Genomic DNA, 19,605 nt, shown 5'->3' with positions numbered 1-19,605 from the left:
GAATAACAAAGGGTAAATCAGGGGTGCGCACCGCCATCGGCAATACGCACCAGAGGAGGCCTTTATTTCGCCGCAGCAAGACGCCATTGCTTGATATAGTCCAGACGCTTAGCCTGCCCCATATATTCCAAGAGACTTTCATCAACCGGGATAGGCTTGAGTGCCGCCCCCAGTTTTTTGGTCATACCGTCGATGTCATTACTGCCATCGATATCATTGCGGATAGAAGGAATATCGGACTGATTAGCCAAAATATTTTGGCCTTTTTCCGATAGCACATAATTAAGCCACAGTTTGGCCGCATTATTATTGCCTGCATTTTTACTGATGAAAATGACGCGCGACAGCACCAAGGTGTAGTCCTGCGGGTAGGCAATCCCAAGAGAAGGGTCGGTTTTGGCTCGAGCTTCCGCGTAAGAACCGAGGAGATTGAAACCAATCAGATTTTCGCCGGATGACACTCTTTCCATCATCGTGCCGGTGGAAGACTGCACTGTCAGCCCCCCTTTGGCCATATCCGCCAAGGTCGCGAAATAGTTAGGATCAGCTTTGAAATCCTGTACTGACAGCATGAATCCTAAACCTGACTTTTCAATATCATAGGTGGTGACTTTCTTTTTGAATTTATCCGGCTGGCTGGCGATAAATTTGGCCAGGGCGGCGTGGGTGGTTGGGAAGTCGGCTGGCGGTATCAGCCGCTTGTTATAAATAAACACCACCGGCTCGTAAGTGGTGCCATAGGCTTTATTTTTCCATACCGCCCATGTGGGCAATTCTTGCTGTTCTGGCGAGAGATATTCCTGCGCATAATCGATCGCCAATTTCAGGGCAGTATCCATAGAGGAACTCCACACCACGTCACCACTACCACTGCCCGATGCTTGTTCACTGATATAACGGTTGTATAACTCGGTGCTATTCATGTCGTTATATTCAACTTTAATCCCCGGATAGGCGGCTTCAAACCCCTTAATCAGTGGGGCGGCAGCTTTGATATCCGTGGAGGCATACACCACCACTTTGCCCTCCTTTTGGGCACCTTCTACAATTTTTTGATAATCAGCGGGGTAATAAACTGGGGGTTGCGCTGCGGATTGAGCGGACATAGAGAAAGCCGCCAGTGCCACTGCGTTGATCATAAACACCTTAATCTTCCATAACATAGAATTAACTCCAATTTACATTTATGAAACCAATTACGAACATATATTCAATATCCATTAATTAGCAATGAAGTTAATTCTTTGTCTTCCTATTTTGTGATAGTGCTCGTTTTTTAACCTTAACTTAGTGTAATTATCACTCAATAAAATTATCCACAAAGATTAGAGTGGAATACAAAAGGGGCCGATTAGTGAGTAAACCGCCACTTTGCTTGCCTGTTAGGTAATTCCGGAGTAGCGTGCACAGATATCCCCTTCGCACTTGAAGCTGCAGGGGTGTTCGCTTGCGGCCTACCTGCAACGCCAAGTTCTTGGGATATAGCAAGTTCTTTGGACATATATTGGTAAAATACAGAGTAAAACCATGAAGCATTCTATTGATTCGCTGAAAGAGTTGGGCCGTTATGATGATGCGGTGGCAATGGCGCAAAACTTACTGCGCGGTGATCCCCATAACGCCAGCCTGCTGTATAAGATTGCCTCGCTGTATGATGTGCAAGGGTTAGAGTTGCAAGCGATCCCCTTCTATCGTGCTGCTATCGAGCATAATCTGGCGGGTCAAGAGTTACAGGAGGCTTATCTGGGGCTGGGTAGCACTTATCGGGCTTTAGGGTTATATCAAGAATCATTGGATACTTTTGATCGCGCGCTGGTGAGTTTCCCACAGGCCAAAGAAATAACCTTGTTCCGGGCGATGACACTGTACAATCTGGGTGAAACCAAAGAAGCGGTCGCCACCTTATTGATATTGCTGGCTGAAACTTCAAATCATCAGGATATCAGCCTCTACCAGAAAGCCATTCGCCAATATGCTGCTGACCTTGACCGGATTGGCTAAAAACTCTTGGCTGCATTTTCGCCCTTATAGCCATCTGAATTAAAACCCCATTTTTCGTATTATGGGCAAGCTAAAAAACAAAAAGGCCGCGTGACTGTGGCCCTCCCGCTTAAAGAATTGCAGAATACTTTTTCATTGTGGTAACTATTTCAAATAGCACAAACTTTCTGATTTTGCATATTTTGTTGCCATGCCGGGCATCCAACCGGACGGTATGCCTCTGCATTTAGTATAACCTTGTTCAACTAACTTCCCTGTATAATAATAATTAAAACCTAAATTCACCACAAAACCAATAATCATCAATAAATACAGCAACTTGGAGCATGCCGTTTGTAACATAATCGATGCTCTACGGCCTTTAAAAATTGGTTCAATAGAAATAATGACTAATATTATTAAAAATAGTGGGGCTATTACTCCGGCGGCTATACTAAGTGAAGAAAAAACCAGAATGTCTGGGGATTCTGACCAATCTCTTAACTCATCAACCAGTATATACATTATGAAAATACATAGTGGTGTAAGAAGAAAGACTATAAAAGAAAATGCAATGCATCTCATTTTTAGTGGTATCTTTTCCATCAAAAATGCCCTCTAATTAACTCAGACATTACATTTTTAATGTATTTTCTCACTTCATATTGAGTAAATTCAATTCCCTTATCAAGCATTGCATCCATTTCAAGAGCAACAATGTCAACAATCCCTTGTTTTAAATCATTAGCTTTTTGTGCAATATCTTGTTGTGACTTTTCAATTAACTCAATAAGTTTATCTGTTATGCCAAATTTTTCATCAAGAGCGTTTAGACCTATTGCAGCAAAAAAACCAACAGTCACAGCAACAACTACTGGAGCAAGGGCTGATGCAAAGAATACTGTGGCTATAGTTCCCCCAAGCCATGCTGCACCAGAGAATATACCTATTTTAACAATATCAGTTGCTAAACTGCCTATAAATTTAGCTAATGAAATTTCATCATTAAGAATATAATCAAGTGTCCTGAAAGCCGCTGCCACATAGAATGTTAATCTGGCTCCCTGTACAATTGAATTATTCAAACCATATTTACCAATACCTAAATCAACAACCTTAGAATTTTTCGCCGCAAATACCGGAGCATTAAGTACTTTTCGGATTCCGGGGTATCCGGTTAATTTAATTAACTCAGTACCTTTATGATTAAAATAAGTTGTCGCCTGAATACCAAAACCACCGAGATCAACAATAAGTTTTGACGTAGTGACCACATCCTTGATATTTGTCCCGTAGTTAATAACTATCTGTCCAGCCGCATTATCAGTAAGATTTATCCACCCTTTTTGATATGTCCCCCAATCGGCAAGAACTTCATAAGCTTCTTCTGGCGTCAGGAACATAATGTCATGATTATTGTTGCGCAATAAATCACGGACTTTTAAATCGGGTAAATCCCTTGTATTACGCAGTACCGGATAATCAGGTAAAAACTCGGAGGGCGGCTTGTCGCCAGTAAGATACGGCGGTGGACTGGCTTTTTTGGCTGACTGGGCGAACTGCTGTGGCTCGGCCACTGACGAATCAACCACTGAGCGAGAAGTGGCGGCCTGCGCTCCTCCTTGATAAGGGCCATGAGATGCCCACGTCTGCGACGGAATAAAAAAGGCTTTGCACGGGCAGGTTGAACGGCTGTATAGCGTGCTGGCGACGTAATTCCCATGCACTATCTCGCCCGGATGCCCTCCACCCACGCTGTAGCTGCCGGGGTGTTTTCCACATGAGACTTTACTGCCATTTACCGCAACCGGGTGGTTGGCAAATGTCCTTTCCGCCATACCCTGATGCACTATCCCGCCACAGCTGGTTTTGTCACCTTTAACTATCCAGTAGCCAACTGACATTAAACTTATTCCTTGTTTTATATAACATATCCATGGGCCGATTTTAGTCCTTTAGTGTTGATGAGTGTAATAATATTTGGGTTAAGGGAAGATTTAATTTTTTTGGTATATGACTCTAGCCTTCCTCGATCCTCTCCCCACCCAATTCAGCACTTCCCCCCCGATCCACGATTAGTTCATATTTGGGATCAAAGTCGTAGCAACTTGCGTTATCATCGAAGTATCTAGTCAACATTGATTCTTGGCGATCTAAATCATCGCCAGATAATTGTTGTTCGGAACTAACACGCACATATAGGTATTATTTTCCCATGTCAGATAACCCAGCAGCCCCATTATTGCGCCTTTATGGCATTAAAAATTGTGACACCATAAAAAAGGCCCGTCGCTGGCTGGAAGAGCAAGGTATTACCTATCAGTTTCACGATTATCGCGTGGATGGATTGAGTGACGAGCAGTTGCAAGGTTTTATCGATAAACTGGGTTGGGAGCCGTTGCTGAACACCCGTGGTACCACCTGGCGCAAACTGCCGCAGACCCAGCGCGATACAATCACTGATGCGCAATCGGCCAAATTACTGATGCTGGAGCAGCCCGCTATCATCAAACGCCCGCTGCTGGAAGCCGCCAATGGCGAGATGCTATTGGGCTTCAAAATAGAAAGTTACCAACTATTTATTCAGCAACATCTGGCGCAACAAAACATGACCCATAACCAAAACGCTATTGAGGTGCAATAACATGATCTGTCCGGTAATCGACCTGGCCCAACAATTGATTAAACGCCCGTCGCTCAGCCCAAATGATGCGGGCTGCCAGGAGATCATGATTCAGCGCTTAGAGGCTATCGGCTTTACTGTCGAGCCGATGAATTTTGGTGATACCCTTAATTTCTGGGCATGGCGTGGCGAAGGTAAAACACTGGCGTTTGCCGGCCATACCGACGTGGTTCCTACCGGCGATGAAAGCCACTGGAACAGCCCGCCATTTGAACCGACCATCCGCGACGGCATGCTGTATGGCCGGGGTGCCGCCGATATGAAAGGTTCGCTGGCAGCCATGGTAGTTGCGGCAGAGCGCTTTGTTGCCGCACACCCTAATCATCAAGGCCGGTTGGCATTTATGATTACCTCCGATGAGGAAGCCAAAGCCATTAATGGCACCGTTAAAGTGGTTAACGCCCTGATGGCGCGCCATGAGCGGCTGGATTATTGTCTGGTGGGTGAGCCATCCAGCACCGACCGCGTCGGTGATGTGGTGAAAAATGGCCGCCGCGGTTCAATCACTGCCAACTTGCATATCCACGGTGTTCAAGGGCACGTGGCTTATCCTCATTTGGCTGACAACCCGGTTCACCGCGCGATGCCCGCCCTGAATGAGCTGGTTGCCACGCAATGGGATGAAGGCAATGAGTTTTTCCCCGCTACCAGTATGCAAATCGCCAATTTGCATGCCGGAACGGGCAGTAATAACGTGATCCCCGGTGAGTTCTATGTGCAGTTTAACTTCCGCTTTAGCACTGAACTGACTGACAGCATGATTAAGCAGCGAGTTGAAGCTTTGCTAGACAGCTATCAACTCAATTACACCCTCGAATGGGTATTATCTGGCCAGCCATTCCTGACCGCCCGTGGCGCATTGGTGGATGCCGTAGTCAACGCCGTCGAACATTATGCTGAAATTACGCCACAATTATTGACCACCGGTGGCACTTCCGATGGCCGCTTTATTGCCTTAATGGGCGCGCAGGTGGTTGAGCTGGGGCCGGTCAATGCCACGATCCATAAAGTGAATGAATGCGTTCACGCCGCTGATTTACAACTGCTGAGCCGAATGTATCAGAGAATCATGGAGCAACTCATCGCATGACATCTAATACATTGACACCACAGATGCTTACCGGGCGCTCAACGGCGCATTTAGTGGTGTTAACCGGTAACCACCGCTTGCAGCCAGCGGCTGTTGATGCCTTTCGGGCCATGCAACAGGCGGCTAAAGTGGCGGGTTTGGATTTACAGCCAGCCAGCACTTTTCGCGATTTTGACCGCCAATTGGCTATCTGGAATGGTAAATTTCGCGGCGAGCGGCCAGTATTAGATAAAGACAGCCAGCCGATAGACATTTCTCGGCTTGATGCCGCCGCCCGTTGCGAAGCTATTTTGCACTGGTCTGCCCTGCCGGGGGCCAGCCGTCATCATTGGGGCAGTGATTTAGATATTTACGATCCATCACTGTTACCCATGGGGGAAAAACTGCAACTGGAGCCGTGGGAGTATCAAGCGGAGGGTTATTTTTATCCGCTAACTCAATGGCTTGATGCGCACATGACTGAATTTGGTTTTTACCGGCCCTTTAGCAAAGACACCGGCGGTGTTGCCGCAGAGCCTTGGCACCTGAGTTACCACCCTCTGGCGGCAACGGCGCAGCATTTACTGACACCAGCAATCCTACTGGAAGCTTGGCAAGCACAGGATGTAGCGGGTAGTGAGTGGCTTGTCAGCCATTTACCCATGATTTTTTCACGATTTATAACTATACCCAATGGGTTTCAAGACACAATTGCTTGAAATATGACGGGTAAAGGAATTTAACATGCATTGGCTAGCTGATTACTGGTGGGTCATTCTTATCATACTTGTCGGCATGATCTTAAATGGCATCAAAGAGTTACGTCGTCTTGATCATAAGAAATTTTTGAGTAATAAGCCGGAGATCCCTCCCCACCGCGACAATAATGCGCAGTGGGATGACGACGACTGGCCGGACAAAGACAAGAAAAAGTAAATGGCCGGAGCACGGTTTACCTGAGTTAATTCCCCGCAAAATCCTGGCGCAAATGGGCAATAGCCCGCGCCAGCATCGGCTGATTAATGCCATGCCCAGTATTGGCATCCAGATCCAATGTCACAGAAGCCCCCAATGCCGTTAAGCACCGCGCTGCGGCGGTGGCCTGTCCAACCGGAATAACACCATCCTGTTCGCCATGAATCAGATGGACGGCCACGTCAGTGATAGGTTGCTGCGGCAAAGTGGCAAAACGCCCACTGAACCCGATGACCTGTCCGGCTAATTGTGGCTGAACTTTCACCCCTTCCAATGACATTATGGTGCCCTGTGAGAACCCCACCAATGCAGTTTGCCGTGCGCCAAGCCCACTTTGTTGCTGCCAATGGCGCACAGTGGCAATAAATTCGGGCATCACTTCATCAATACGCCCTTGCCGCCCCTGCTCGGTTATCCCCTGCACGGAAAACCACTGCCGCCCACTGCCCATTCCGCTGGCAAACGGCCCATCAATACTGACCACCAGCGCCTGAGGAAAAGCTTGAGCAAAATGGCTACCGACCGGTGCCATCCCGGCAGCACTGTCGCCAACACCATGAAATAACAAAATTAATTGTTCGGGTTGTGCCGGTTGTTGCACCACAATGTATTTTTTACTCATCTCGCAGCCTTTAGTATCAAAATAATTATACGGTTAACTATAGGCGGCTGGTTTGAAAAGGATATTGGGTTTTATTGATGAAGTTGGTGCAGAGAATTGAAAGAGTGGCATTGTTCATCCCACTCTTGGGAATTCATGCAGTCAAAGCGGGGCCGGAATGTGTGTTTTATCAACATCAATCGCCGCCATCCCCTCGGCGGCCTCCTGCCGCCACTTAGCCACCAATGCTTTGCGCCCGGAAAGGCCCAATTGATGAACAATTTCCGCTGCCGTATGCCCCTGCTGCAAATATTGCCGCAAGGCGGGAAGCGGTAATTCTGTTTGTAATAATTTATTTTGTAATAGTAACCGCTGTAACGCGGGCAAACTCGCCTCTAACGGGCGGAAAGCAAAAGCAAAACCGGCCAACTCACGCCAATCATCATCATTTAAGGTGATATCAGGTTGCTCTGGCGGCAGTAAGGATACTGGCGTTTCCAGACCAATCCATTGCTGCAACCAATACCAATCACGCACTAATTGCTGCCGCGCGGCCTCACAGAGCATTTCCCCTGCCGGACTGAGGGGCAGCATGGCCATTGCCGCGTAACAGCCGCTACTGGCCTCTTTGTGACTGCCCATGCGCACCAGTTGAAAACCGCAGGCACACCAAAAACACGCTAATTCTGCGGTATAGCCAAAACTGACCGAAAGAAAATCTAGCCCTTCCCGTTGCGCACGAGCTTGTTCGGCAACAATCATCTGCCGGGCAATCCCTTGTTTTCGCCAGGATTGCGCTACCGCAACGCGACTGATTCGTCTGGATAATAAGGTCGGTGCTTGCCATTGACCGCTGTGAGCGGCTAGCGATTGCGCCACCAAACTGCCCTTTGGCCGCCGCCTGCCCGCCCAAATCTCGAGCGCTAATCGGCTATCCAGCCCGCCCTCATCCACCAGCCACAAAGCGCCTATCACTGAATCCGCCATCTTGGCGGCAGAAAAATGCATGCCCGGCGCATCCATCAAACGCCGTAAATCCAGCGGAGTGGTGCGGTAATGGGCACTGGAAAGCAAGCCGTAAAAACGGCGCAATAATTCGGGATTATTCAGCCAATCAGACTGTTCACAAGCAGAGATTTCGATCTGTGCAATGGCGGATGCTGTCGGCGACAATATATCATTCACCCAATCATCATTAAGCCGGTCATCATTAAATAACATGATGTCGTCGATAATCTGTTCCAGTGGGTCATGGCTAGCCCAGCGGATCGGGTTGGTCAATGTTAAATGATGCCAATCACTCAAGGTCGCGCAAAACTTTAATAAAAATCCGCGCCCGGTGCCTTCATAGCCTTGCACCGTGGTGGTTAACAATGCCCGTGGGAAGTAGGCCAAAAGCGCCGACAGTAGCGCGGTTGGGATGGCGGCGGCCTCATCAATCAATAGCCAGTCAACATCACTGACATCATTGCGCTGACAGAAATCTAGCAGCGCATCTGGTGCCCAAAAACGCGCGCGCTCTCCGGCTCGCTGGCTTAATACTTGAGTTGCTGCCTTGCCCGGCCCGGTGACCCAGCATTTGCCCGGCCACTGCGCCACCAACATACCCGCCAGTGTCGACTTACCGCGCCCACGAGCCGCCGTCAGCACCCAAACACCTTGTTTGGCCTGCATCAAGCGCTGAAGAATATTTTGCTGTTCTGCGGTGGGCGTGCCGTCGGGTTGCTGCCAATGTGGGCGAATATCAAACTGCAGTTCTGGCGGCAACTGCCCCTGCTGCCACAAAACGACATCGGGAGAGGCCAGAAGTTGGCGCTGTAGATGGCGGATAAAATTTGGCGTCGTGATGGGGGCATTCTGCTCACTCCAACGCAAACTGTCGGCATCGGGTAAAAGTGGCCAACTGCCCCACTCTGGCACCAACATCACCAACCAACTGCCAGCCCGCAATGTCCCCGCCAACACCGCCAGCGCTTCTGTATTCAGGCCATTGCTGGCATCAAACACACCGTGTAGCCCCTCCTGCCCCAACAAGGTTTTGGCCGCAGTAGGCCGGATGCCATTAATACTTGGCGGCAGAGATTCCCCAATCCACCACCAATCTCCGGGCAATTGCTCGGACAGATTTATCGCCTGCTGCCGCGCCCAATCAGCACTGCCACTGAGCACCAGTAAACGCCGATGTCCCTGCTGCGCCATCAGCGCTTGGCTGGCGATAATGCCGTTGGTCACCTCAGGATTTACCGATAACCAATGAGAGCAATCCGGCGGCAATCAATGGCCCGACCGGTACACCGCGGAACAGGGCCACGCCCAACACCGTTCCGACCAATAATCCCGCCACTACAGAGGGTTGATGGGTCATTAGCGAGACACCCCGCCCACCGAGCCAGGAAACAGCTACCCCGACCACAATGGCTAAAATAGATTTCCACTGAACAAAGGAGTGCAGCACTTCACTGGCACTGATTTTCCCACTGGCAATTGGCGTCATCACGCCAATAGTTAGAATCAATATGCCGATGGTTAAACCGTATTTCTCTATCCACGGGAAAAACTGATTCAGCGGAGTAATACGCACCGCGATTAATGTCAGAATAGCGAGTGTGACAGTCATGTTGTGGCTGATAATGCCGAGTGCAGCCAGCCCCAAGAGAATTAATAAAGTTGGATCAAGAGCGGTCATGCCTATCCCTGCCTTGCAATGAAGTGCCGGCGACGAGTGCGCCGGCAAAAAGTTTTCTTATAATAGTCTCTGCTTACGTGAGGTTCTAGCGCTATTAGCGGGTGGCAAAGGTGTTGCAGTTATTAGGATCGCCACTGTCGAAACCCCGTTTAAACCACGTATAACGTTGTGCTGAAGTACCATGAGTGAAGCTATCTGGCACCACCCGCCCTTGACGTTGTTGCTGTAATCTATCATCACCAATGGCCTGCGCGGCATTCAACGCTTCTTGTAAGTCGCCGATTTCCAACACATTTTGCTTTTCCATCGCTTTGCCCCATACACCAGCAAAGCAATCTGCCTGCAATTCCATTTTGACTGATAGGCGATTAGCTTCTGCTTCAGAGACACCCTGCTGCTGTTGCCGCACTTTGGTGTCAATGCCCAACAAATGTTGCACATGATGCCCAACTTCATGAGCAATCACATAGGCTTGAGCAAAGTCACCGTCCGCACCCAGTTTGTTTTTCATATCTTCATAGAAAGATAAATCGATATAAACCGTGCTGTCCGCCGGGCAATAAAATGGCCCCATCACCGACTGACCGGTGCCACACCCGGTGCGAGTTGCACCACGGTACATCACCAATTTTGGCTCTTGGTAACTGCGGCCCATTTTTTGAAAAATAGGTTTCCAGGTATCTTCGGTGTCAGCCAGTACCACGGAGGTAAATTTGGCATATTGATCATCTTTGGCGCTGACAGCGCTTTGTGATCGAGGTTGAGTCTGGGTTTGAGACATAGGGTCACTGCCATTTAGCAATGGCGTCAAGTCAACCCCATAATAACCCGCCACCAGCACGACGATGAGGATGACTAGGCCGCCTTTGCCGCCAATGGGTGGCCGAAAACCGCCACCGCCGCCAGAGGAATCACCCCGCCTGTCTTCTACATTGTCACTTTCGCGACGACCTTGCCAACGCATAGCTTTGCCTCCAGATATATTCCTTATGTATTATCGTAGGAAATCCGTAAGGCGAATACCATTAAAAGAACAAATGATTAATGCCGCAGGGGGAATAAGAAGAATAAGGGGAGATAGAGGTTATCTCCCCTTATACCCGTCATACTTCAAGCTGCATGTGCGTTGGCTGCTCTCGCTCACCCGAATCATTGACTGGTGTCAACTCATCGGGATTTCTCAATTGCCGCCTTCCTGCAACCCGAATTATTTAAGGTATAAAACAGTTATGTCAGAGAACGTAATCGATTGCGCAGTTAGTCTAATTTTACGCCGATACGGTGCGCAACTTCTTCGTAGGCTTCAATCAAACCACCCAAGCTTTGGCGATAGCGGTCTTTATCCATTTTGTTCAGGGTTTTCTTATCCCACAAACGGCTGCCATCAGGAGAAAACTCATCACCCAACACCACTTCGCCATTGAACAGGCCGAATTCCAACTTGAAGTCCACCAGGATTAAACCAGCATCATCAAACAACTTGCTCAGCACGTCATTGGCCAAATAGCTCAGTTCTTTCATCCGCGCTAATTGTGCTTCTGTCGCCCAACCAAATGTTTTGCAGTAAGACTCATTGACCATCGGGTCATGCATGGCGTCATTTTTCAAGAACAAGTCAAACAGCGGTGGATTCAGTTCCAGACCTTCTTCGATACCCAAACGCTTTACCAAAGAACCTGCGGCACGGTTACGGATAACACACTCAACCGGGATCATTTCCAGCTTTTTCACCAGCACTTCGGTGTCTGACAGCAAGCTTTCCATCTGGGTTGGAATACCGGCTTCTTCCAATTTAGCCATAATGAAATGGTTAAATTTGTTGTTTACCATGCCTTTACGATCGAACTGCTCAATGCGCTGACCATCTAGTGCTGACGTATCATTACGGAACTCCAATACCAACAGGTCAGGATTTTCGGTGGTATAGACGGTCTTCGCCTTGCCACGATACAACTCAGCTAGCTTTTGCATCTTATTACTCCAGTAATGTGAAAGTGTAACTCGCATAAAATGAATAAAGGGGCCGAAGCCCCTTTTAGGTATTATTGGGTGCTTGTAGCACTCGTCTGGCTAAGCGCCGCCTGGAACACTGCGACCAGCGCATCATTCTGCGACTGAGTCAGAGGCTGCCCTTTAGGGCCGATGAATTGTAAGCTACTGCGGTTATCGAGGTCGCCGACTTGCAGCTTATAATCGCCTGTTGGCAATTCTGGGTCTTTGGCACCCAACGCATCCCAGCTACTGCTACTCATGGATTTACTGGTCACGTTAATTGTGCCCAGTGGACGGCTACGGTCAGTCACCTTCATGCCGACTTTCTCAAGCGCGGCTGGCAGACGTTCCCACAGCACAGCATAAGGTGCGCGAACAATCAGTTGCGGTAAGCCAGTATCATCGCTACCACTTTGAACATCCAAAGTACCGACTTTACGTGCCGCCTGGCTGCTTTCGCTATCAGAACGCACCTTATCCAAACCTTCGATAATGGCATTCAGCATTGCGCCATTGTAGCGCTGGATTTCGGTATAGCTGGTAATTGGTTTACCACCTTGTTGTAATTCAAGGGATTTCACCACCAGAGCTAACTGATAACCTTGCTCCTGCACACTTATCTGATAACGGCCTTCAAACTGGACGTCTTCATCTGCGCGATTCCATTTAACCCAATCAGTTGTCAACGTTTGGCTGGCATCCTGACGGCTGGCAATCGCCCAGTTTTTATCCTGTAGAACGCGGGTAACCTGCGCCCACAGATTGCGATTTTGCGGGCTATTCTCTAACAATAGCTTGCTGGTATCGTTAGCATTTTCAGCGCGAGAGCCGCTTAACAATGCCAATGATTGTACCGGAGGACGGATGTCCAACTGTTTGCCCACCGCGCCTTGAGTGTTAACGGAACGGACATCAAAATCACCATTTTGCACAGGCAGAATCATCCCGGCTGGTGAGTTCAGCGGCTTCAGCGCCGGAGCTTCAAGATAAGACTCGTCACCGCTAACCTGGCGTTTGTAGCGTTGGTCAGTGGTACAACCTGCCAGCAACATCGCCAGCGAAATTCCCACAACCGTTACCACCGTCGACTTTTGCAATGTTATTGCCATCAAATTTCCCTAAGAGTTACAGCAAACCTGCGCTTTTCAGCGCGTCTTCCACAACCCGTTGAGCCGGGTCAGTCAGTGGAGTCATTGGCAGACGCATTGTGTCATTCGCCATTAACCCCAGCTTCTTCGCGGCCCATTTCACCGGAATTGGGTTTGCTTCTACAAATAAATGCTGATGCAACGGCATCAAGCGCTGATTCAAACGGCGTGCCTCTGCAAAGTTACCCTGTGCAGCCAATGCGCAAAGTTCAACCATTTCGCGCGCAGCAATGTTTGCTGTCACCGAAATAACCCCTTTGCCACCCAATTGCATAAAGTCTAAACCGCTCGCATCGTCACCACTGAGCAGGATGAAATCTTCATCATCAACCAGCACTTGGATCTGACTTACACGACTTAAGTTCCCTGTTGCTTCTTTAACAGCAACAATATTTTTAATCTTAGCTAAGCGGGCAATGGTCGGCGGTAACATATCGCAACCGGTACGCGATGGCACATTATAGAGAATTTGTGGCAAATCGGTACTTTCAGCAATCGCTTTGAAGTGCTGATATAACCCTTCCTGCATCGGGCGGTTATAATACGGTGTTACCGTCAAGCAACCCACCACACCGGTATTATTGAACCGCTGTGTGAGAGAAATCGCTTCGGAGGTGGCATTCGCGCCTGTTCCGGCAATGATTGGAATGCGGCCATCGGCCAATTCGAGGGTTTGCAAGACCACATCGACATGCTCATCATGATTCAGTGTTGCTGATTCGCCGGTCGTGCCGACGGAAACAATCGCCGCAGTGCCACTGGCCACATGATAATCGATAAGTTTTTTAAGGCTCGCGCGATCGACAGCACCCTTGTTGTCCATCGGCGTTATCAGTGCAACTATGCTTCCGGTAAACATTCGATTTTCTGTAAATTCTGGACTTCCCATAAACATTGCCCACCCACTCCTTAAACAAGTTCCTCATGGTACTTTTGACCTCTACCCAAAAGCAAGTAAACAACTGTGTTGTAAGCGCTTGGCAGCAGGTTTTTTTTATGTTTACCATGGTAACCCCAAAGAGCATGACAGGAAGAGCGATTTTGCCGCAGCTTGAACATTATCTGGTCATTACCGCACTCGGTGCTGACCGCCCTGGAATAGTGAACACCATCACCCGCCATGTCAGTAGCTGCGGTTGTAATATTGAAGATAGCCGGCTGGCCATGTTCGGTGAGGAATTCACCTTTATTATGCTGCTTTCGGGCAGTTGGAACGCCATCACCCAACTGGAATCCACCTTGCCGCCAAAAGGTGCAGAGCTTGATTTGCTGATTGTGATGAAACGGACCAATGCGCAAAATCAGAAAGCCATGCCTGACACCGTATGGGTCAAAGTTGAAGTTAATGATTCCCCCCATATTATTGAACGGTTTACCAATCTGTTTCATTGCCACAATATGAATATTGCGGAGCTGGTTTCCAAGACTCAACCGGCTGAAGGTGACCTTCCTGCGCGATTGCATATCCAGATAAGTGCCCACAGCCCAGCCAGCCAAAACAGTTCGATAATCGAAGACGCTTTTTATCAGCTATGTACAGAACTCAACGCACAAGGCAGTATTAGCGTTGTGAACTATCCACAGCATGACTCACGAATGGAGAGTTAGTAATGAGCCCATTGAAAGCCGGTGATATTGCGCCGAAGTTTAGTTTGCCCGACCAAGACGGCGAGCAAATTAGTTTGGCCGACTTCCAGGGACAACGTGTCTTGGTCTATTTTTATCCGAAAGCCATGACACCTGGCTGTACTGTTCAGGCCTGCGGTCTGCGCGACAATATGGATGAATTGAAAAATGCAGGTGTTGAAGTGCTGGGTATTAGCACCGATAAACCTGAAAAGCTGTCACGTTTTGCCGAAAAAGAGCTGCTGAATTTCACTTTGCTGTCTGATGAAAATCATGAAGTTGCAGAGCAATTTGGCGTCTGGGGCGAGAAAAGCTTTATGGGGAAAACCTACGACGGCATCCATCGCATCAGCTTCTTAATAGGTACTGATGGCAAGGTGGAGCATGTGTTTGATAATTTCAAAACCACTAATCACCACGATATCGTTTTGGACTATTTACGCCAAAGTGCTTGAGTCATAACACACCGGCCCTGACCGATAAATTGCAAAAAAGAGCGCTCAAACGCTCTTTTTTATTGGCAATAAATCGAATGATCCCCAAAGCCATTGCTGTTGCAGCAAGGCAGCCAGCGAACTCATCCCGATGAGCTGACTCCGGTCAGTGATTCGGGTGACAAATCTGCCGGGAGCTGATTTGAACGCTGCTTGCAGCGGCCTCAACGAGGCGAGGCCCATGGATGGGGCGAGTAGTGAGTGCAGCTAACACCGCTGCGGCATCAAGGGCACAGGGGATAGTTAATCCGCATCCGGGATAAACTCCTCCGGCCAGGCATGAATAACGGCTTTGACCAAAGTCGCCAACGGGATGGCAAAAAACACCCCCCAAAAGCCCCACATCCCACCAAAAATAATCACTGACAAGATAATGACCAGCGGATGCAAATTCACGGCTTCCGAGAACAACACTGGCACCAACAAGTTGCCATCCAGCCCCTGCACCACCAAATAGGCGACAAAAAGCGTCCAGAAATCTGCGCCAATGCCCCATTGGAATAACGCCACTAACACCACCGGAATGGTCACAATCACCGCGCCAATATACGGAATCAGAACAGAAAAACCGACCAACACCGCCAGCAACAGGGCGTAATTCATCCCCAGCACGAAGAACACCAAGTACGTGGCGATACCAACCACCACCATTTCCAGCACTTTTCCGCGAATATAGTTGGTAATCTGTTGGTTCATTTCCAGCCAAACCTGCCCCGCCAAACCCCGATTGCGCGGTAAAATACGGCGCACAGCATTCAGCATTTGTTCTTTATCTTTGAGCAGGAAAAACAGCATCAGCGGCACTAAAATCAAATAGATAGCCAATGTCAGTAAGCCGATTAATGAAGCTAGCGAAATTTTCACCACTGACTCGCCCATACCAGAGAGCTTGCTGCGCAGATTTTCCGCCATCATATCGACAATACCGGCATCCACCAATGCGGGGTAGCGCGAGGGTAAAGTTTGAGCAAACGCATTGAATTTATTAAGCATTTTCGGCATATCTGACATCAGATTATTGCCCTGTTGCCAGACGGTGGGAGCAACAACAAACACCGCCAACAACGCAATACCGCCGAACACCACCAACACAATACTGGCCGCCCACGGGCGCGAACAACCAATACGCTGTAACCGAGCCGTCGGCCACTCTAACAGATACGCCAGAACAATCGCCGCCAATAGCGGGGCCAAAATACCGCTAAAGAAGTAGAGAATACAGAACCCAGCCAACAGAATAACCAGTAACGCGATAACCTGCGGGTCGGTAAAACGACGGCGATACCATTGTAACAACAGCTCTAGCATCCGAAATTGCTCCTTAAGTACCATGAGGAATCCGCAGATTGGGGAATTCCTTAAACAACCCCATCATACAGGGGCATAACCCGAAGGTCAGTTTTACGCGCCAGCCGTTTCTTTATCGCCATTGCCTTAGCCGCCATTCCTTTATATAACTATTTCTTTATACCTATATGCTGACTAAGATAGTTGCGAGTCTCAGTTAGGGATGATGAGCTTAACCTTTGACCTATTTAAGACTATTTTTGTGATCTAGTTCGCTTCCGTGATGATTGTACTGGAGAGCAGTGCAAGGAAGAAGAACTCTTACACATCTCGGAGTCTAATTGTCATTACATCAGTAGGGGCAACCTCGTTTATGACAGATAAGCTAAGTCAAACAAGTCAATTAAACAAAACAGGTCAGTTAAATAAAACTGGCCGGGTAAGTAAGACGGTAATTGCTACACTGCTCAGTAGCTTACTGCTTACCGGCCCTGTCGCTGTCAATGCTGAGACACAGACCCAAGACCTGCTGCCCGATATCGGTACTTCAGCGGGTGCAACATTAAGTATTGATCAGGAAAATGCCATGGGGGACTTTTATGTCCGCCAGATGCGCGCCAGCGCCCCACTGATTTATGACCCATTATTGACACAATATATCAATTCGCTGGGTAACCGCTTAGTCGCCAATGCTTATTCGGTGCGTACACCATTTCATTTCTACTTGGTGAATAACGATCAAATAAACGCCTTTGCATTCTTTGGCGGCAATGTCGTGCTGCACTCGGCTCTGTTCCGCTATACCGATAACGAAAGTGAATTGGCATCAGTATTAGCCCATGAAATATCGCATGTGACTCAGCGCCACTTGGCGCGAGCGATGGAAGAACAACAGCGCATGGCCCCCCTGACGTGGGTTGGCGTGCTCGGTTCTATTCTGCTAACCATGGCCAGCCCACAGGCGGGTATGGCGGGTTTGAGCGGTACATTAGCCGGTGCTCAGCAAGGGATTATCAGCTTTACTCAGGGCAATGAACAGGAAGCCGACCGAATTGGCATTCAAGTGCTGCAACGCTCAGGATTTGACCCACAGGCAATGCCGAATTTCCTGCAAAAATTAGCCGATCAGTCGCGATATGCTTCTAAGCCACCGGAAATGCTACTGACTCACCCATTACCTGACAGCCGATTATCTGATGCACGTAACCGGGCTAATCAGATGAAACCGCACCCGATTGCCTCGTCGCAAGATTATTTGTTCGCCAAAGTTCGCATTTTGGGCATGTATGGTTCGACGGAAAAGAGCCTGACGCCAGATCTGCTGGAAACCCTGAGTAAAGGGACGACGCGCGAACAATTGGCTGCTAAATATGGCCAGGCCATTTTGCTGTATCAAGCTAAAAAATATGATGAAGCCCGTAATCAGTTGCAACCGCTGTTAACGCAACAGCCGGGCAATATTTGGTTTCTCGATTTAATGACTGATATCGATTTGGGGCAAAACAAAGCCGCCAGCGCCATTAGCCGCCTGCAAACCGCAATGGCCAATCTGAAAGACGAGCAGCCGGTATTACAACTGAATCTGGCCAATGCTTATGTTGAGGGCGGAAAACCGGCAGAGGCCATCAAGATATTGCGCCGTTATACTTTCAGCAATCCGAATGACCCTAACGGTTGGGATTTATTGGCACAAGCGGCAGCGGCACTGGGCCTGCGCGATCAAGAGCTAGCAGCGCGCGCAGAAAGCTTGGCCTTGGGCGGCAAATTGACTCAAGCCATCGGTTTACTCAGTGATGCCAGTGCGCGAGTGAAGCTAGGGAGTTTAGAACAGGCTCGCTATGATGCCCGTATTGACCAATTACGCCAATTGAATGAGCGCTTCCGTAAATACCAGAAGTCCTAAGGAAAGTTACTATGAAAAACGTCACGATTTACCACAATCCGCGTTGCTCCAAAAGCCGGGAAACACTCGCATTAGTTGAGCAACAGGGCATTCAACCGCAAGTGGTATTGTATTTAGATACCCCGCCCTCGGTGTCGACGTTAAAAGAATTACTGCAACAATTGGGCTTCAGTGACGCCCGCCAATTGATGCGCACCAAGGAGGAACTCTATAAGGAGTTGAATCTGGCAGATAACGCGCTGACACAACAGCAATTGCTGCAAGCCATGAGTGATAACCCTAAGCTTATCGAGCGCCCAATTGTGGTTTATCACGGCAAAGCGCGTATTGGCCGCCCACCAGAACAAGTATTAGAAATTTTGAAGTGATTTAATCAGTCGTTAAAAGATAATGATTGAACGAATGCGAGGCCGCTTATTCGTTCAATATCTATAATCCGAGGATCTCTTTCACAAAGGGGATGGTCAGTTTGCGCTGCGCAGTAATAGAGGCGCGATCAAGCTGATCCAGCGTCATAAACAGCGTACGCATTTCCCTGTCCAGGCGCTTTAGCAGAAAACGGCCGACATCTTCCGGTAATTCAAAACCCCGCAATTTGGCGCGTAATTGCAAAGCTTGCAATTTTTCATCATCAGACAAGGGCTGCAATTTATAGATTTGCCCCCAATCAAGCCGGGAAGCCAGGTCAGGTAAACCGAGATTCAACTGCCGCGGTGGGCGATCGCCGGTAATCAGTAAGCGGGTACGCCCTGTTTCTACAATGCGATTATAGAGATTAAATATCGCCATTTCCCACTGTTCATCACCCGCAATGCACTCAATATTATCAATACAAATCAGAGCCAATTGCTCCATGCCATCCAACACTTCCGGCACAAAATAAGCGCGTTTATCCAGCGGGACATAACCCACCGCCTCACCTTTTTGCGATAACTCAGCACAAGCAGCATGCAACAAATGACTGCGGCCACCGCCTTCGCGCGACCAGAAATAGATATAACTGCCATGAGACTGGTGAACAGCAGACTGGATCGCCGCTAATAGGGATGGGTTCTCCCCCGGATAAAAACTAGCAAAAGTTTCATCATCGGGAAGATAAAGTGGCAGTGAAAGCTGTGCCGGCGTATTCAGAAGCACCTCAACCAACAAAACGGGCGGGAA

Annotated in this window: 21 protein-coding genes; 9 read left to right on the top strand and 12 right to left on the bottom strand. The window is 48.7% G+C overall.

Annotated elements, in window-relative coordinates; translation table 11 throughout:
- Positions 1-62 precede the first annotated feature (62 nt).
- A complete protein-coding gene (locus tag OP863_RS05675; protein ID WP_145588875.1) occupies positions 63-1,163 on the bottom strand; it encodes an ABC transporter substrate-binding protein in 1,101 nt (366 codons plus the stop codon).
- Positions 1,164-1,527: 364 nt separating this feature from the next.
- Between OP863_RS05675 and OP863_RS05670 the strand changes: the two genes are divergently transcribed.
- Positions 1,528-2,001 carry a tetratricopeptide repeat protein gene (locus tag OP863_RS05670; RefSeq protein WP_038635072.1) on the top strand — a complete coding sequence of 158 codons (474 nt, stop codon included), beginning with the start codon at positions 1,528-1,530 and terminating at the stop codon, positions 1,999-2,001.
- Between the two features lie 144 nt (positions 2,002-2,145).
- Here OP863_RS05670 and OP863_RS05665 read toward each other — a convergent pair whose 3' ends face one another.
- Together OP863_RS05665 and OP863_RS05660 are read right to left on the bottom strand one after the other, a co-directional pair.
- Positions 2,146-2,586 (bottom strand): DUF1240 domain-containing protein, encoded by a 441-nt coding sequence (locus OP863_RS05665; RefSeq protein WP_265525971.1) that lies wholly within the window; start codon positions 2,584-2,586, stop codon positions 2,146-2,148.
- On the bottom strand, positions 2,586-3,884 hold the full coding sequence (locus OP863_RS05660) for a PAAR domain-containing protein (RefSeq protein ID WP_265525970.1): 1,299 nt from the start codon (positions 3,882-3,884) through the stop codon (positions 2,586-2,588). Before OP863_RS05660 ends, OP863_RS05665 begins: the two co-directional genes overlap by 1 nt.
- Before the next feature lie 311 nt (positions 3,885-4,195).
- On the opposite strand from OP863_RS05660, the gene OP863_RS05655 reads away from it, so the two are divergent.
- The 4 genes from OP863_RS05655 to OP863_RS05640 are packed head-to-tail and all read left to right on the top strand — an operon-like array spanning position 4,196 to position 6,668.
- A complete protein-coding gene (locus OP863_RS05655) occupies positions 4,196-4,624 on the top strand; it encodes an ArsC family reductase (protein WP_038635080.1) in 429 nt (142 codons plus the stop codon).
- Between the two features lies 1 nt (position 4,625).
- Positions 4,626-5,753, top strand: a complete 1,128-nt coding sequence (dapE, locus tag OP863_RS05650; RefSeq protein WP_038635102.1) for a succinyl-diaminopimelate desuccinylase — start codon at positions 4,626-4,628, stop codon at positions 5,751-5,753.
- Positions 5,750-6,451 (top strand): M15 family metallopeptidase, encoded by a 702-nt coding sequence (locus OP863_RS05645; protein WP_145591526.1) that lies wholly within the window; start codon positions 5,750-5,752, stop codon positions 6,449-6,451. The genes dapE and OP863_RS05645 overlap by 4 nt, the downstream gene beginning before the upstream one ends.
- A gap of 25 nt (positions 6,452-6,476) precedes the next feature.
- A complete protein-coding gene (locus tag OP863_RS05640) occupies positions 6,477-6,668 on the top strand; it encodes a YpfN family protein (protein ID WP_038635152.1) in 192 nt (63 codons plus the stop codon).
- Positions 6,669-6,693: 25 nt separating this feature from the next.
- On the opposite strand, the gene ypfH is transcribed toward OP863_RS05640, so the two are convergent.
- The 7 genes from ypfH to dapA form a co-directional block, all read right to left on the bottom strand.
- On the bottom strand, positions 6,694-7,329 hold the full coding sequence (gene ypfH / locus OP863_RS05635; RefSeq protein ID WP_145588871.1) for an esterase: 636 nt from the start codon (positions 7,327-7,329) through the stop codon (positions 6,694-6,696).
- Positions 7,330-7,470: 141 nt separating this feature from the next.
- Positions 7,471-9,540, bottom strand: a complete 2,070-nt coding sequence (locus tag OP863_RS05630) for a tRNA(Met) cytidine acetyltransferase TmcA (protein WP_271301904.1) — start codon at positions 9,538-9,540, stop codon at positions 7,471-7,473.
- A 1-nt stretch (position 9,541) separates the two neighbouring features.
- A complete protein-coding gene (locus OP863_RS05625) occupies positions 9,542-9,994 on the bottom strand; it encodes a DUF441 domain-containing protein (RefSeq protein WP_038635159.1) in 453 nt (150 codons plus the stop codon).
- Positions 9,995-10,088: 94 nt separating this feature from the next.
- Positions 10,089-10,958, bottom strand: coding sequence for a neutral zinc metallopeptidase (locus tag OP863_RS05620; RefSeq protein WP_145591528.1), 870 nt, complete (start codon positions 10,956-10,958; stop codon positions 10,089-10,091).
- Positions 10,959-11,251: 293 nt separating this feature from the next.
- Positions 11,252-11,965: a phosphoribosylaminoimidazolesuccinocarboxamide synthase gene (gene purC, locus OP863_RS05615; RefSeq protein ID WP_005162080.1), complete on the bottom strand. Its 714-nt coding sequence runs from the start codon at positions 11,963-11,965 to the stop codon at positions 11,252-11,254.
- Positions 11,966-12,036: 71 nt separating this feature from the next.
- The gene (gene bamC / locus OP863_RS05610) at positions 12,037-13,095 is read right to left on the bottom strand and encodes an outer membrane protein assembly factor BamC (RefSeq protein WP_038635164.1); all 1,059 of its coding nucleotides are present in this window, start codon (positions 13,093-13,095) and stop codon (positions 12,037-12,039) included.
- Between the two features lie 16 nt (positions 13,096-13,111).
- Positions 13,112-13,993, bottom strand: a complete 882-nt coding sequence (dapA, locus tag OP863_RS05605) for a 4-hydroxy-tetrahydrodipicolinate synthase (protein WP_038639679.1) — start codon at positions 13,991-13,993, stop codon at positions 13,112-13,114.
- A gap of 182 nt (positions 13,994-14,175) precedes the next feature.
- On the opposite strand from dapA, the gene OP863_RS05600 reads away from it, so the two are divergent.
- Both OP863_RS05600 and bcp read left to right on the top strand, forming a co-directional pair.
- Positions 14,176-14,742: a glycine cleavage system transcriptional repressor gene (locus OP863_RS05600; RefSeq protein WP_038635167.1), complete on the top strand. Its 567-nt coding sequence runs from the start codon at positions 14,176-14,178 to the stop codon at positions 14,740-14,742.
- Positions 14,743-14,744: 2 nt separating this feature from the next.
- A complete protein-coding gene (gene bcp / locus OP863_RS05595) occupies positions 14,745-15,215 on the top strand; it encodes a thioredoxin-dependent thiol peroxidase (protein ID WP_038635170.1) in 471 nt (156 codons plus the stop codon).
- 282 nt (positions 15,216-15,497) lie between these two features.
- Here the strand turns inward: bcp and OP863_RS05590 are convergent, their stop codons facing one another.
- Positions 15,498-16,562 (bottom strand): AI-2E family transporter, encoded by a 1,065-nt coding sequence (locus OP863_RS05590; protein WP_038635173.1) that lies wholly within the window; start codon positions 16,560-16,562, stop codon positions 15,498-15,500.
- A 352-nt stretch (positions 16,563-16,914) separates the two neighbouring features.
- Here OP863_RS05590 and OP863_RS05585 point away from each other — a divergent pair, with 352 nt between their 5' ends.
- The gene (locus OP863_RS05585; protein ID WP_050291478.1) at positions 16,915-18,444 is read left to right on the top strand and encodes a tetratricopeptide repeat protein; all 1,530 of its coding nucleotides are present in this window, start codon (positions 16,915-16,917) and stop codon (positions 18,442-18,444) included.
- Positions 18,445-18,455: 11 nt separating this feature from the next.
- A complete protein-coding gene (arsC, locus tag OP863_RS05580) occupies positions 18,456-18,812 on the top strand; it encodes an arsenate reductase (glutaredoxin) (RefSeq protein ID WP_038635182.1) in 357 nt (118 codons plus the stop codon).
- A gap of 61 nt (positions 18,813-18,873) precedes the next feature.
- Here the strand turns inward: arsC and hda are convergent, their stop codons facing one another.
- Positions 18,874-19,581, bottom strand: coding sequence for a DnaA inactivator Hda (gene hda, locus OP863_RS05575; protein WP_032820160.1), 708 nt, complete (start codon positions 19,579-19,581; stop codon positions 18,874-18,876).
- Between the last annotated feature and the right edge of the window lie 24 nt (positions 19,582-19,605).

The organism is Yersinia sp. SCPM-O-B-9106 (C-191) (assembly GCF_026183365.1).
In the GTDB taxonomy this organism is placed as follows: Bacteria; Pseudomonadota; Gammaproteobacteria; order Enterobacterales; family Enterobacteriaceae; genus Yersinia; species Yersinia rochesterensis.
This window is presented reverse-complemented; position numbering and strand designations above follow the sequence as displayed.

What these genes read in the sequence shown, in the direction of transcription:
- OP863_RS05675 (WP_145588875.1), bottom strand. Translation starts at nt 1,163, where the DNA reads ATGTTATGGAAGATTAAGGTGTTTATGATCAACGCAGTGGCACTGGCG.
- OP863_RS05670 (WP_038635072.1), top strand. Translation starts at nt 1,528, where the DNA reads ATGAAGCATTCTATTGATTCGCTGAAAGAGTTGGGCCGTTATGATGAT.
- OP863_RS05665 (WP_265525971.1), bottom strand. Translation starts at nt 2,586, where the DNA reads ATGGAAAAGATACCACTAAAAATGAGATGCATTGCATTTTCTTTTATA.
- OP863_RS05660 (WP_265525970.1), bottom strand. Translation starts at nt 3,884, where the DNA reads ATGTCAGTTGGCTACTGGATAGTTAAAGGTGACAAAACCAGCTGTGGC.
- OP863_RS05655 (WP_038635080.1), top strand. Translation starts at nt 4,196, where the DNA reads ATGTCAGATAACCCAGCAGCCCCATTATTGCGCCTTTATGGCATTAAA.
- dapE (WP_038635102.1), top strand. Translation starts at nt 4,626, where the DNA reads ATGATCTGTCCGGTAATCGACCTGGCCCAACAATTGATTAAACGCCCG.
- OP863_RS05645 (WP_145591526.1), top strand. Translation starts at nt 5,750, where the DNA reads ATGACATCTAATACATTGACACCACAGATGCTTACCGGGCGCTCAACG.
- OP863_RS05640 (WP_038635152.1), top strand. Translation starts at nt 6,477, where the DNA reads ATGCATTGGCTAGCTGATTACTGGTGGGTCATTCTTATCATACTTGTC.
- ypfH (WP_145588871.1), bottom strand. Translation starts at nt 7,329, where the DNA reads ATGAGTAAAAAATACATTGTGGTGCAACAACCGGCACAACCCGAACAA.
- OP863_RS05625 (WP_038635159.1), bottom strand. Translation starts at nt 9,994, where the DNA reads ATGACCGCTCTTGATCCAACTTTATTAATTCTCTTGGGGCTGGCTGCA.
- OP863_RS05620 (WP_145591528.1), bottom strand. Translation starts at nt 10,958, where the DNA reads ATGCGTTGGCAAGGTCGTCGCGAAAGTGACAATGTAGAAGACAGGCGG.
- purC (WP_005162080.1), bottom strand. Translation starts at nt 11,965, where the DNA reads ATGCAAAAGCTAGCTGAGTTGTATCGTGGCAAGGCGAAGACCGTCTAT.
- bamC (WP_038635164.1), bottom strand. Translation starts at nt 13,095, where the DNA reads ATGGCAATAACATTGCAAAAGTCGACGGTGGTAACGGTTGTGGGAATT.
- dapA (WP_038639679.1), bottom strand. Translation starts at nt 13,993, where the DNA reads ATGTTTACCGGAAGCATAGTTGCACTGATAACGCCGATGGACAACAAG.
- bcp (WP_038635170.1), top strand. Translation starts at nt 14,745, where the DNA reads ATGAGCCCATTGAAAGCCGGTGATATTGCGCCGAAGTTTAGTTTGCCC.
- OP863_RS05590 (WP_038635173.1), bottom strand. Translation starts at nt 16,562, where the DNA reads ATGCTAGAGCTGTTGTTACAATGGTATCGCCGTCGTTTTACCGACCCG.
- OP863_RS05585 (WP_050291478.1), top strand. Translation starts at nt 16,915, where the DNA reads ATGACAGATAAGCTAAGTCAAACAAGTCAATTAAACAAAACAGGTCAG.
- arsC (WP_038635182.1), top strand. Translation starts at nt 18,456, where the DNA reads ATGAAAAACGTCACGATTTACCACAATCCGCGTTGCTCCAAAAGCCGG.